This is a genomic window from Enterococcus sp. BWR-S5, assembly GCF_016745255.1.
Lineage (GTDB): Bacteria > Bacillota > Bacilli > Lactobacillales > Enterococcaceae > Enterococcus_L.
This window is the reverse complement of sequence record NZ_JADOEQ010000004.1, coordinates 210,168-223,539: the sequence shown is the minus strand read 5'-3', so window position 1 is coordinate 223,539 and position 13,372 is coordinate 210,168. Positions and strand designations below refer to the sequence as shown.

Genomic DNA, 13,372 nt, shown 5'->3' with positions numbered 1-13,372 from the left:
GCGAATGCAAAGGGATGAAACAAGAAATCATAAAAATATTATAGAAAGATACGATCAATTAACGACTTATCTCTATAATTTATATAAAACTACAAAAAAATGATGAACCGCACGATTGAAGTGAAAAGGAGGATAGGATAAAATAGATATGTAGCGATTTTTTAATATAAACTAGGAAGGCTGTGAATACATGTTCTCTTTTTTAAAAAAAGGCAAAAATAAATCTAAAAAAGATTATGATGATTACGAAGATGAGTACTACGATGACGACGAGTACGATGATGATGAATATGATGATGACGACGATTATGATGACGACGATGATTATGATGATGATGATTACGACGACGAAGATGACGACGATGATGATTATGATGATGATGACGACGAAGATGACGACGACGATGATTATGATGATGATGATTACGACGACGACGAAGATGACGACGATGATTATGATGATGATGATTACGACGACGAAGATGATGACGAAGATGACGATGACTATGATGAAGCGCCAAAGCGTTTCCCTTTCAAGAAGAAAGAGAAGGTTGTGGCATCTGCACCTAAGAAGAAACGTCCTGTACGTGTAGAAAACGAAGAATTGGATGAGCTTCAAGAAGAGAATGAACTACTTCAAGAAGAGTTGCGCCAATTGAAAGCAGAGCTTCGTAAGAGTCAGCGTGCGGCAACTAAGGTTGAGGCTGAAGCGGCTGAGTTAAGAGAAGAAAATGAATCGTTGGAAAATGAACTTGCAACAGTTCAAGCAGTGCCGAAAGATTATGAAGCACGCTTTGTTGAACTGCAGCAGTTGCAACGCCAATACGATGAGCTGTCCAGAGACCATACGCGTCAAACGGATGAGTTGGATTTAAATCGGAAAAAAGCGGAGCGCTTCTCACAAAAGATTCGTCAATACGAACAAGAATTACTTTCAAAACAAGATGAAATTGATAAGTTATCCGAAGATAGAATTGTGATTATGGCCAGTGATCCGGTTTCTACTGATACTGGAACATATGAAGAGCTGTCACGTGTACGTCAAGAGCTTGAAGCGACAAAACGTCGTCTGGCACAGCAAGAGCTTTCTCATGAGACGAAGCTTTCTAAGGAAGACATCGGCGAAGTGTTGCTGGAGGCGAAGCGTCAGGCGAAAGAAATCATTAATCAAGCGAATCACCGTGCGCAATTGGTAAATGAAGAGGTTCAGAGAAAAGCTGTCATCTTGAAGCGTCTTGAAAGAGCCGAGAAAGAATATACAAATTACTATAACCGCATCAAGAATGTGAAAGAAGAATCTGAGTTGGCATTCAATCAAATTATTGAACTAGTCAAAGACGATCAGATGGATATTTAGAAGGAGGAGAGATTCAGTGAATGAGGCGTTTGATGTTTTTTTTCACCAAAAAGCAATTCCTGATTATTTTGGAACGACCATATTTGAACATGATTCTGCGGAAGAGCTTGCAGTTGAATGTGAAGCCATCTATAGCCGAGTGACTGGAAGTGATTTGTCTTTAACGCAGGCTGATAACCTGTTGAAGCAGTTGCAGCATTCACAGAATTATCGTAACTACCTTGAAATTCAATTTTTTCAAGTTCAGCTTGATGAAGAAGCTTTGTTGGATGAACTGAAGGAACTATTCCCTCAGTTTATCTGGGTCAAAGTATCAGAAGAAATAGAAGAAGAATTCAGTACTTATGCGTGTGAGTTTCTCCCTGCTGTTTTTAATGAGGGAAGCGAAGAGGAACAACCGATTACTTTCAGCTTAAAAGAAAGCCTGAAACAAATGAAAGGTGACCTTAAGCTGTCGATTAGTGAACAGGTAGAGAAACATCTTCATGAAATATTGAAGGACGAAGAGGAGCCTGAATTTGATGTAGGAGAGCTTTCGTTTCCTGTTGATGTGAGTATAGCTTCAGCTCCGGCGCCTGAGGTTCCTGAAAAAGTCGTACCGAGCAAGAAAGAAAAGAAAGCTCCTGCTAAAAAATCTCGGGAAATAAAAGAGGTTAGTGAGCATTCTGTTGCTCGATCAGAAGAAAATGAAGTTGTCTTTCTGAAAGAAAGCCTGAAGCGTGAAAAGGCGTCAAAGGAACGTGTGCGAGTAGCAAAAGAAAAATTGGAGCAAGAACTGCTCGCTATAGAAAATAACTTGCTTGTTAGTGGATTAAAACGATTTAAGAAGAATAGAAAAATAAAGGTAGAAGAGGAAGACTGGTATAAACCGGTAAAAATCGATCTTATTCATTATGATGATTTGTACAAAAAAGCAAAATTCATTGAACATTCTTGGAAGCTCAACAAAGAATTGGTAACAATTACTGAGAAGATGACTGTTACCAATAACGAGCTGACCTACGAGCGAGAGCGTGTTGAGAGAATCAAGAACAGCGTGTCTGAGATGGATCTCCAATCAATGATGGAGCAGTGTCATTTGATTAATAATAGGGTAAGAATTCATCGTGGCTTTTTCTTCTTTATTAAGCCCCATGTAAAGCTGTATCAAATTGATTACGAACAGTTGGAAAGAATCAGCGCATTCTTTGACATTATTCAAACTGAGAATCGCTTATTGGAGCAAATTATCCTTAAATCATAAAGGCAGCAATCTGTTGTAGCATTCAAACTGCCGAATAACAAGATAGTAAAGAGGTCGGGACAGAAGTGTTTAACTCCGAGAAATAAGAGGAGTTACTTCTGATTCCACCGTTTATCCGGATTTTAAGAGACTGAGACAAAACTCATTGAGTTTTGTCTCAGTCTTTTTTTGTATGTCATCAGACTGAGAGTGCGCGAGAAGGAAAGAAATAGCGTTATTAAATAATATCTTAGAATATAGATTATATTTATTTTTTCTCATTGTAATCACATTTAATTAAATTAGATATTTTTATAATATCTGATTTTCCATATTTTTGGTATAGTCTCCTTTATTTAAACGTGGATTTAAAAACCATATTTATCAATGGTTTTTAAAAGGTTTTGGGCAGAGGTTGAAACCTAAATAAGAAAAATTATATAAAATATTTTTTGTTTTAAATAATATTTATCATCAGAATATGTTTTTTGTTCATAAAAAAATGAGAGTAAAAAGAGAAAATGTTTTGATATAATTAATAAGAAAATTTGTTTCTTTTGAATAAAAAGAAAAGATAGGTGAGTAAATGAACATAATACTAGGATTCATTGATTTCTCGGATGAAGGGAACATATTTGAGAAAATAGAGAAGTTTTTAAAAAAAGATTTTTCTATACATAAAATCAGTAAGGCGGAGTTGTTTGATAATAATGAGTTGGCACAAGTTGACGCAGTAATTATGAACATAGGCGATGAAGATAGTTATGCTGTATGTGAAATTATAACGAGCATAAAAAATAGTCGTTTTAATCTGCTGCCGATTTGGGTTTTTGGTGAGCGTGAGCTGACCTATGAGCGTTTACTATACTTGCAATTAGGTGTGAACGGTGTGTTCGACAAATCCTTCAGCTTATCTGAGTTGTTTCTATCGATAGATAACTCTATAAAGTATCCATGTAAATTACAGGATCAGCCTAAGGGGATTGACAGTGGAGAAGAAAATTGTGACATCAAACTTGTTCATAGTAATTTTTCAGTTAGCTTAGATGGGAATTCAGAAATTGAGCTGACGAAAATGGAATTCAAGCTGTTGGAATTTTTATCAGTGAAACCCAAGTGTACATTTGCCTATAAAGAAATTTATGAGCATTTGTGGCATCAGGAGTATCACAGCAGTAAACGTTATCGAATCAGTAATACGATTTTTCGTATCAGAGAGAAGCTCGGGGATTTGGACGGTTCGAGGTATATCAAGACGGTTCATTCGAAGGGCTATCTGTTGAATGTAGAAGAGGTACAGCGATAAGCAGCCTTATGGAGGAAATGCAAAAATAAATTTGGTTTCATTTTTTTGGAAACGATAGGTTGAGGTTAATTAGGAGTATCAGGAGTTGGCTTCTTAATCAGTTATCCAAAAAATTGAAATATATAGTGTGTTGGACGAACATACGAATAATCTTTTAATAGGAAAGGAGTTGAGATAAAAAAATGAAAATCGGAAAAAAGTCTTATCTGTTATTAGTTGTTGTGTTGGCATTGTTGCTTGGTAGTATCCCGTTTTTAAGTAATGGGAATGCAATCAAAGCATCTTCCGATGAGTATAAAGTAGAAATTATCAGAGTTCAAGAGTATAACAAGTTAGTTGTTGCCAAGCTAAGTATACCCAAGCTTTCCGGGCAAAAAATACAGTTGAAATCTGAAGGGTCTGCTTCTGTTCACGTAGACAATCTTTTGAATCATTTGGATGAAAAGGAATTTGACCGTTTATCTATGAATGAGACTGAAGACAGTAATGTCTTGGATGTTGCATTTGTTGACGATGGGAAATCTTTTGAAGCTGATTTTGTAGTAGAGATAGATAAGGATAGTCAACTAAAGGAAGGGTATATCCAGCTGTTATCGCAAAGTGGAAAGGTACTTGCTGAAGCGAAGTATGATATACACAATCAAACGGAAGTTGAAACACCTGTTCAGCCAGAAGCAGACGCTTTAGCAGGTATTGCAGCATTTGGGCTGACGTTGCCTACACCAGGGGTAACTGCAAATGTAACCACTTGGTCGGAGTTTAAGACAGCGATGGAGTCTACCTCTGTTGATTGGATTAATGTCAAAGCGGATCTGACAGCAGATGCCGCAGTTGGAAACGTGACGATATCCAAGGTGATTAATGGTGATGACAACGGAACAAAAAGAAAAATTGATATGGGAAGTCAAAATATTACATTAGGGTCAGCAGCAGTTGATTCACGAGTGATATTCTCCGATATTGATTTGATTGGTTCGTCTGTTGACCCGATGGTAGGTGCAGTTAATACTGCAGCAAGTGCTAATTGGACTGTAGCAACGAACAATGTCAATGTACTTTCAGGCAATGCTCGCCCATTCGCACATTTGGATAATGGAACTATCCAATTATCCGGAGAAAACAATTTCCAATCAAGCGGATTTGTTCTGGCGGCGTTTCTTCGTGCTAAGACACTTTCTGTTGAAGAGGATGCGAATGTAGAAGCGAACTTGCGAACCTTGTTTTTTGAAACCTTGGTAGATGGTGCTTCGTTCAATGTTGATAATGCCAAAATGAACATCTGGATAGATGCAGAAGTTATGGCGGTTAGAATCAGTTCGAAACAAGCAAAAATGGCATTTGTCGGAGCTAAAACAGATGTAACGATTTCCGGCAATCTTACGAGTGCTGCTTGGAGCAGTGCAAATCCTAATGCGATTACAGCGACACAAGGAGCTGTTGTTGCTATTTGGGAGGCTACAAGAGAAGCTTCTGATGCTGCAATCGGTTCTGAAATTCTAGTTGATAATGGGGCAAAAGTAACTTTTGAGTCTCGTGCAGTTTCTAAAGGTGCACCTACACTACAGATTTATTCAAAAGACAGCAAAATTGTTACGAATGATGGCGCTGAATTTATGATTAACTCAGAAAGCTCTGATGCATCAAGTAATGGAGCGATGATTCGTTACGATGATCCGGGTGGACTTAGCTATGTAGGAAACCATCTTATGCAAGCAACAAATAATTCTAAAATTGCATTTAATAAAAATGGTGGACCAACACCGGCTGTTCGGATGTATGGAGATGAAAACAAAATTGATATCCAAAGTGGATCAGATTTTATTCTTCGTAATGTTGGGGATGGTGTGCCAAAAGATCCTGGTGCAAATAACCGAAATCAGGGGATTCAATACCGGAACGGTAATGCTGCCAAAACCAGTAGTTTTTCTGTAACGGGAGAAAATTCAAACGTTTCGCTTATTACAGATAACGGAGCTGCTATTGACTGTAACCTTCAAGAGCTGGATATTAATGCGGGAGAAGGAACATACTTTATTGTTCGTGGTCAAACACTTAGTAATGATAAAGGGGTGTTTAGTAGTTCGAATGTCGCCGGAACTGTCAAAAACAAGCTGACATTTACTATGAATAAGCCTAAATACTTTGATTTCAGAAACAACTGCCCAGGCGGCGGTCTTTTGTTCGCCGGAGCAGCAAACTCTGAATTCAAAATGACGCAATCTGACTTACAAGTTTGGGATGCTGGTTCGAATTTAGATGGAAACCCAAGTGATGCATGGAGCTTGATTGATAGTATCTGGACTACAGAGGATTTCAATGCGGGTGTAACAACGAACGGAGTAGACTTTAGCAACTTTAAAGGAGCACCGGCCTATTCACGTATGACTGCCAATAACCAAAAAGCAGTTATTGATGAGCTGCGTGTACCAACAGATGCTGATAAATATATCTGGGGTCATGCGACTGTGCCGGAAGGGAAGTACGATCCAATTCGTGCGGCCTTTACAGGTGAAGTTGGTGTGAGAGTTTCTGTGTCAGCAGCTGGCTCTGTTGCAGCTTATACGGCAGCAGGAACAGTAGTTGAAGACCCTGCCGGTTCAGGTGCAGTGTCTGTTTATGGTGATGATGCACGTACCGGGATTTTCAAAATTCCAACTTCGAATGGCGGCTTTTTAGTTAAAGGACAGCAGATAAAAGTTGAATCAGCTTGGCGTGGTGGGTTAGCGGATGAAGGCGGCTCAAATGTTCATATCAGTGAGTCAACAGATATTCAAACACCACAGCGAACTGTTCTGGATGTCACACCGCCACAACCGACACGCTTGACAGATGAGAATTTGAATAATGCAACAAATGTACTTTCGGGAACAGGTGCTGAAGCGAATGCGACAGTGTATGTGTACTATGATTCCGGCGATCGCTCTTCTGGAACGTTATTGGGAACAGCAACAGTCCAGGGTGATGGTTCGTGGACCTATCCGCTTCCTTATTATCTGACTGACACAAAAGAATTAAGTGTTTATTTAGGTGATAATGCCATTCAGCATGTTGCTGCGCAAGTAGTATCAGCGGCTGGTGAAACGCCTGTTTTATATGATCAGACAGGGTTGATTAAGCCGCCGGCGACGAATCAAAGCGGTGGGAATATCAATCCGTACACTGATTATGCCTATCATGATGCTGTTTTCGAGGGTGTTAAGAAGTATATTGTGGCAGATGTCTTGCCGAACCTTCCAGTCATGACGAAAGCGGTCGTGTCGGAAAGCGGGAGCACGACAGATGCGGATGTCGGCGAAGAGCTGACATACACACTAACTGCAAAAAATAACAAACCTTCTACAACGACAACTGTTTGGAAGGACGTTGTAATTACTGACACACTGCCAAACGGCTTGACATTCACTCCTGCGACAGCAGCTGTGACTATCAATGGCGCTTCTGCGACACATGTGACAGGGGTACCAGGTGTGAATGAGTATTCTTACGATGAAGGAACTCGTCTATTGACGCTGAATGTTGGTAACTTGAATAGTACGGAAAGTGCTGTAGTAGTCTTTAAAGCAACAGTTTCCGGAACGGCCTCAGGTTCAATCAACAATACAGCGACAGCGCTGGGAGAATCACCACGTTTCGTCGATGGTCCGGGAAGTGCAACAGGTATTTATGAGGAAGTGTCAGCCAGTGACAATGCATTGGTTGCTGTCGCCGGCACATTGAGTATTACTTCCGTGCCGGATATCGATTTCAAAATCGAGGAAGCCAAGCTGAATAAGGGAACTAGAGTCATAGATCCGGATATTACAGGCAGTCTGGTGGTAGCAGACAATCGTGTGACACAAAAATCGTGGACACTGAAAGCGAAGCTGTTGGCACCTATGAAAGCTGTAGGCGAAACAGATGCCAGATATATTTTAGAGGATGCGATTCGTTATAACACAGGTACTGAAGAAAAAGTTATTACTGCGGATGGTACCACTATTCTCACCTACACACATCCGAATGCCGGGGAGTATAACGTTAATTCACGCTGGAGTTCGGCAGGTGAGGGATTCAAGTTCTATATTGATGGCGGAAAAGTGAACAAGCTTGGAAAATATGAGGCGGTTCTTGAATTTACCTTAGAAGATACGCCTATAGCGCCATAGAATGGGGGAAGATATATGAAAAAAATACACACTGTTTCTTTGATTGCTTCCCTTGTTCTGGGGCTTGCTTTTTGTTTTACCATTCCTGTGATAAGTGAAGCGACAACGAATGGCGGTGCGGTTCAGACAAATGGAGTCATCGGATTTTATGAAGAAGAGACAAGCGACAGCACTTCGAGCAGCAGCTCCGACAGTGCGACTTCAGAAAGCAGTCGTCCTTTAGAAAGTACGACCTCCCAATCAAAGTCGCCATCAGTAGGAGGAACAACGAAGCCGACAGGCAGTTATCCTTCAACCGGTGAGTTAGTCAAGAATAGCTTGACAATCAGCGGAGCGGCGCTGATTGTTATCGCTGCTGCCTTTCTGTTTTGGAAAAGGAAACAGGAAAAAGAAGCACAAGGGAAGGGGAAATGATGAATGAAGAGTAAGCATTTTATCCCCGCAGCCCTGTTTATCGCCTTACTTGGTTTAGGTAGTTCAGAGCAAGTGCAGGCGGAATCTAATTCTGCAAACAACAAAGCAACCGTTGAATTTTCTAACACGGATACAGAAATAGACGATATTCGAGATCCTGAGAATCCTGATGTTTCAGTTGATCCGGGAGAGAGTCCAAGTACAAGCGGTCCGCTACGGATTGATTTTGTACCGCAATTGAACTTTCATGTGAATGCTATTTCGAATAAGGATGTTTCTTATCCTGTGAATGCGCAGTTGTTTTTAGATGGGAAAACAGAAGCACGAGGTAATTTTGTGCAGATTTCTGACTATCGAAAATCAGCGAAAGGCTGGACATTACAGCTGAGGCAGGAAAGTCAATTTAGTAATTTTGATACCAAAAACAGTGTTTTAAATGGAGCAGTTTTGTCCTTTGATAAATCATGGACGAATTCTGTAAATAAAGACACAATTGCTTCTCCGTTGGTTTCAAAAGAAATCATTCGGTTGGAGCATGTAGGAGAAACGTACAATCTGGCTACCGCTGAAACTGGCGGCGGATTGGGGACTTGGAGTATCAGTTTTGGGGCATCAGCCGCCAATCCGGCAGAGTTGAGTTCTACGTTGACTCCGAAGAATGGAAAGGATGGCAATCCGATTTTGGATGCAGTCTTTAATAATCAGCAAGTGCACGAAAATAGTGCCATTCGCTTGTCCATACCGGGAAAGACAGAAAAAGATCCGGTCAATTACACAACGGTGTTAACTTGGATTTTAGCCGAGTTACCATAGATTAAACACACACAATATATTAGGAGGAAACACAAATGAAATTGACACACAAATTATGTGGAGCAGCATTAGTTGCTGCAGCAGGGGTAGCACTAGCTGTTCCAAATACAACAAAAGCACAGGAGCATTCTCACAGAGGGAACGCATACATCGAGTTTACTCGTGATTCTACTCGTGAAACAGATGTTACACAAATCACAAAACCAGGTGACAGCACTGGCTCTAAAGCGACAGATATCGATTCTTCAGAGATACAACCAACAAACCCAGGAGATTTCGGTATTATCTTTGTTACACCATTAAACTTTGGTCAGCATGAAATCATGAACGGTACTGTAACAGAAGATTACTTTGCAAAACCATTTACTGGTAATGCGAATGGAGCGGACAAATGGACTTCTCCAAACTTCGTGAAGTTCCGTGATGATCGTCAAACATTGGATCACAAATACAAATTAAGCGTTCAAATGGTTTCTCCGTTTACAGGTGATGTAGATGGTCAAACGCATACATTGGATGGAGCAACAATCACGTACAACAACCTGAATCTTGCTTCAATTGATAATGCGACACATTACCCAACTACACCAGCATTTGAAACAAACATCACTATTGCTGACGGTTTAGGCAAACAGCTTGCTTATACAAACGTTGAAGCAACTAAAGGTATCGGTGTTTACGAGCTTTGCTTCGGTGACGATTCAACAGCTGCTGACTCAGTTAAATTCCATTTACCTGAAACTAGCTTAGCATACACTTCAGCTTACCAATCAGTAGTTGAATGGACAATGGAAACAGTAAACTAATCAATTATCAACAATGAAATGTTAATTTATGTTGAACAGAAGAATCTACCGGTTTTAGACAAATCGGTAGAATTCTTTCTGTTTTGACCGAAAGAGGTAAGAATAATGGTAATTAAAGAAAAGAAAATCATTCCTTTTTTCCTTCTGTACATAGTACTATTTTTTATAACCGGAACCACTACATATGCAGAAGAAGCAACTACTGAAAGCGGCGCTAATGCTTACGGTGAATTCAACTATCGCGTGATTTTGCCGGAGAATCAATATAATCCAGAGGTTGGTTATTTTGATTTAATGATGACTCCGAGTCAGCAGCAAACGCTGCAAATTGAGTTAGAGAATGCCTCTAATCACGAGATGCAAATCGAAGTGTCTTTGAATGGAGCGAAAACAAATCGAAATGGCGTTATTGAATACGGGCCATCGGATATACAAGATGATAAATCCCTGAAATTCAAATTTACAGACTTGGTTAAATCAGAGGAGCGAGTGACGATCGCACCGAAATCTAAACAGATGTTGGATGTAACAATCACAATGCCTGAAACTTCTTATGATGGATTAATTGCCGGTGGGATAAAGCTAAAACAAATCGTTAAGAGAGATGAGTCGCAGGGTGGTGTAATCAACGAATATGCCTACTTAGTCGGCATGATATTGAGGGAAAATGAAACGCCTGTTACTGTCGAACTGGAGTTGAATGATGTTTATCCGGGGCTGTCAAATTACCGAAATGCAGTATACGTTAACTTTTCCAACATAGAAGCTGATTATTTAAATGATATGACGGTTGATGTGCAAGTGACACCAAAGGATTCAGAAGAGGTGCTTTATGATACGAAAAGTGCCGGGATGCGCATGGCACCGAATTCCTTGATTGATTTTCCTGTTACGATGAATGGGGAACGGATGGTTCCCGGAGACTATAGAGCAAATATTGTTGTAACCTCAGGGGAGCGAAGATGGGAATGGACGAGAGAGTTTACTATTACTGATGAAGATGCAGACAAATTCAACGGTCAGGACGTATCGTTGGTTCAAGAGAAGGGAATCGATTGGAAGTTGATTGCCTTGCTGGCAGGAATTGCCTTCTTACTTCTACTATCTATTTTCTTTGCTGTGAAGAAAGTCAGAGAAAAAGGGAAGAAAAAGAAGAAGAACAGACCTTCGAAAAAGAAATAGGTGCGCGCTTTGAAAAGCTATAACAGGAGGAAATGAAATGAAATTGAATATGAGTATGCTGGATATGACCTTTGTCGGTCTATTATCCTTAGGTGTTCTCCTACTGTTATTTTCTGTTCTGTTCATTATTTTCGGAATCAGCTCAGGCAGTCAGTTAAGAAAACTGAAACGTAAACGCCCTAAGATGAAAAAAAAGCGAAAACGTTGGAAACGAGCGTGTAGCAGACTAGCTAAGCAACGAGGTCGTCAGTTCAGAACAGCTTTTATTACCTTGCTTCTGGGCGTGCTTTTAGGCGGTAGCGGCTTCTATGCGAGACACTATCAATTGACGAATTTGAGCTCTCCCAATGCTGCGGCATTATCAAAATGCTATTACTTGTTAGATGAAGCTGAACAACAGTTTGAGAACTTGAAGGGCGGTGCAAGCCCGGAAAAAACCGTGAAGAATCTACAGGAGATTTCCTCTCAGCTGGCTTCCGCTGCTGCTGAAACGCCTTATGGCGGTATGGCGGCAGAGTATCGTTTACTGCTGACTAAATACTTTAAAAAGAATCTTGATTTAGCAATTAATTTAAATGCTCAAACGGTTCAAAGTCTTCAGTCACCGGAAACGATTGAGGTCTATATTGGTGATATTCAAAGTGTGAAGGAGCAGCAAAAGAAAATCATTGAGGAATTCGAAGTCAATGAACAGGCATTGCAGCAGAAAAAATAGAGGCCAGGTGTAGATGATGACACAACGCCGAAGGAAGAAATCAGAGAAGCGAAAAACAACAGAGCAAGTGGAGCGCGTGAGGAAAAAGAAAAAAACGTCTTCTTCCAAGAAGCAGATAGATAATCGAAGACGTCAGCGCTCCGTGAAGCCTGTAAAGAAAACTGGTAAAAGAAAATCGGTTCAACAGTCGCAGAAAGGCAAAAAGAAGCCGCGGAAGAAGAGTGTTCGGCGGAAAAAGCAGTCAGTGAAAGTATTTCTTTTAGAAGTCGGCATCACATTGCTGCTTTTTACTGCCGTGGTATTTATCTTATCCAAGGTAACCTTTACGACGATAAAGGTTGAAGGCTATTCGATGACAGAACAGTTGAATGATGGTGATCGGCTGTTTGTTAATCGAATGAAGAAGCCAAAGCAATTGGACTTGGTAGTGTTTAAAGATAGTAAAGGGGAGATATTGGTTCGGCGAGTCATTGGTACGCCGGGCGACCGCCTCTACTACAAAGATGATCAGCTATACATAAATGAAGAGCAAAAGCTGGAACGATACTTAGAAAATGCTGTTTCTGTTGCTAAGCAAGGTGGCATGAAGACGACAGAGGATTTTACGCTGATGCAGCTGACGGGAAAAAACAGTGTGCCTGAGAATAAATATTTTGTTCTGGGGGATAATAGGCAGTACGCTACAGACAGTCGTTATTTTGGCTTTATTGACCAAAAAAATATTGTGGGTGTTGTTGAGTTCCGCTTCTTTCCATTTCATACATTAGCTGGATTTTGAGAAAATCAGAGGAAAAAGCAAAATGAATAAAACATCAGAACGAAAAAAATTTAAATTGAAAAGACCTGAAAGAATATCGTCTGAGAAGCAGAAAAAAACCATTCTTTCTGCTTTTTTCTTTCTGTTTTTTCTGTTTGTTCTTATCTGGGGTATTCGGACTATTCGTACCTATCAAGTAGATGGTTTGTCAATGAATCCGACATTTGAGGATGGTGATCGGCTGTTCATAGCTAAAGAAAAACAGCTTGTGCGCTATGAGCTGATTACTTTTTTTCCGGATGAACAGAAGAAGACCTCTTATGTGAAACGGATTGTCGGGCTGCCCGGAGATAAAATCAGGACAGAAGGAAATGCGTTGTATATCAATGAGCAGTTGGCTGAGAATAGTGCGTTGACCGAGGGGCTTGAAGCTAAAAAATTACCGGATGGCACACTAAAGGTGACGATTACCAAAGAGGTTTGGGATGCTCTTTCAGATTTAGAGGAGATTCCGGCAGATAGCTATTTTGTGCTTGGTGATAATCGAAGCAACTCTACAGACAGTCGGCATTTAGGCTTAATCAAAAAGGATCAGATTGATGGTGTTGTTATTTTCAGATACTACCCTTTTGATTCGATTGGATTAGTGAAGTAG

Annotated in this window: 11 protein-coding genes; all 11 read left to right on the top strand. The window is 40.3% G+C overall.

Annotated elements, in window-relative coordinates; genetic code table 11:
• Nucleotides 1-190 precede the first annotated feature (190 nt).
• Entirely contained in the window at nt 191-1,357 is a 1,167-nt protein-coding gene (locus IW510_RS07300) for a hypothetical protein (protein WP_202058204.1), read from the top strand.
• A gap of 16 nt (nt 1,358-1,373) precedes the next feature.
• Entirely contained in the window at nt 1,374-2,600 is a 1,227-nt protein-coding gene (locus tag IW510_RS07295; protein WP_202058202.1) for a hypothetical protein, read from the top strand.
• Between the two features lie 565 nt (nt 2,601-3,165).
• The gene (locus IW510_RS07290) at nt 3,166-3,885 is read left to right on the top strand and encodes a winged helix-turn-helix domain-containing protein (protein WP_202058200.1); all 720 of its coding nucleotides are present in this window, start codon (nt 3,166-3,168) and stop codon (nt 3,883-3,885) included.
• 182 nt (nt 3,886-4,067) lie between these two features.
• A complete protein-coding gene (locus IW510_RS07285) occupies nt 4,068-8,030 on the top strand; it encodes an isopeptide-forming domain-containing fimbrial protein (protein WP_202058198.1) in 3,963 nt (1,320 codons plus the stop codon).
• A gap of 15 nt (nt 8,031-8,045) precedes the next feature.
• A complete protein-coding gene (locus IW510_RS07280) occupies nt 8,046-8,444 on the top strand; it encodes an LPXTG cell wall anchor domain-containing protein (RefSeq protein WP_202058196.1) in 399 nt (132 codons plus the stop codon).
• A gap of 3 nt (nt 8,445-8,447) precedes the next feature.
• The gene (locus IW510_RS07275) at nt 8,448-9,257 is read left to right on the top strand and encodes a WxL domain-containing protein (RefSeq protein WP_202058194.1); all 810 of its coding nucleotides are present in this window, start codon (nt 8,448-8,450) and stop codon (nt 9,255-9,257) included.
• A gap of 35 nt (nt 9,258-9,292) precedes the next feature.
• The gene (locus IW510_RS07270; protein ID WP_202058193.1) at nt 9,293-10,063 is read left to right on the top strand and encodes a WxL domain-containing protein; all 771 of its coding nucleotides are present in this window, start codon (nt 9,293-9,295) and stop codon (nt 10,061-10,063) included.
• A gap of 105 nt (nt 10,064-10,168) precedes the next feature.
• The gene (locus IW510_RS07265) at nt 10,169-11,245 is read left to right on the top strand and encodes a DUF916 and DUF3324 domain-containing protein (RefSeq protein ID WP_236674642.1); all 1,077 of its coding nucleotides are present in this window, start codon (nt 10,169-10,171) and stop codon (nt 11,243-11,245) included.
• A gap of 37 nt (nt 11,246-11,282) precedes the next feature.
• Nucleotides 11,283-11,960 (top strand): hypothetical protein, encoded by a 678-nt coding sequence (locus IW510_RS07260; RefSeq protein ID WP_202058192.1) that lies wholly within the window; start codon nt 11,283-11,285, stop codon nt 11,958-11,960.
• 13 nt (nt 11,961-11,973) lie between these two features.
• Nucleotides 11,974-12,738 carry a signal peptidase I gene (lepB, locus tag IW510_RS07255; RefSeq protein WP_236674641.1) on the top strand — a complete coding sequence of 255 codons (765 nt, stop codon included), beginning with the start codon at nt 11,974-11,976 and terminating at the stop codon, nt 12,736-12,738.
• Nucleotides 12,739-12,760: 22 nt separating this feature from the next.
• Nucleotides 12,761-13,372 carry a signal peptidase I gene (gene lepB, locus IW510_RS07250; protein ID WP_202058191.1) on the top strand — a complete coding sequence of 204 codons (612 nt, stop codon included), beginning with the start codon at nt 12,761-12,763 and terminating at the stop codon, nt 13,370-13,372.

Excerpts from the sequence above, each read along its gene's own strand:
- IW510_RS07270 (WP_202058193.1), top strand. The coding sequence starts at position 9,293 with ATGAAATTGACACACAAATTATGTGGAGCAGCATTAGTTGCTGCAGCA.
- IW510_RS07260 (WP_202058192.1), top strand. The coding sequence starts at position 11,283 with ATGAAATTGAATATGAGTATGCTGGATATGACCTTTGTCGGTCTATTA.
- IW510_RS07265 (WP_236674642.1), top strand. The coding sequence starts at position 10,169 with ATGGTAATTAAAGAAAAGAAAATCATTCCTTTTTTCCTTCTGTACATA.
- IW510_RS07300 (WP_202058204.1), top strand. The coding sequence starts at position 191 with ATGTTCTCTTTTTTAAAAAAAGGCAAAAATAAATCTAAAAAAGATTAT.
- lepB (WP_236674641.1), top strand. The coding sequence starts at position 11,974 with ATGATGACACAACGCCGAAGGAAGAAATCAGAGAAGCGAAAAACAACA.
- IW510_RS07280 (WP_202058196.1), top strand. The coding sequence starts at position 8,046 with ATGAAAAAAATACACACTGTTTCTTTGATTGCTTCCCTTGTTCTGGGG.
- IW510_RS07285 (WP_202058198.1), top strand. The coding sequence starts at position 4,068 with ATGAAAATCGGAAAAAAGTCTTATCTGTTATTAGTTGTTGTGTTGGCA.
- IW510_RS07290 (WP_202058200.1), top strand. The coding sequence starts at position 3,166 with ATGAACATAATACTAGGATTCATTGATTTCTCGGATGAAGGGAACATA.
- lepB (WP_202058191.1), top strand. The coding sequence starts at position 12,761 with ATGAATAAAACATCAGAACGAAAAAAATTTAAATTGAAAAGACCTGAA.
- IW510_RS07275 (WP_202058194.1), top strand. The coding sequence starts at position 8,448 with ATGAAGAGTAAGCATTTTATCCCCGCAGCCCTGTTTATCGCCTTACTT.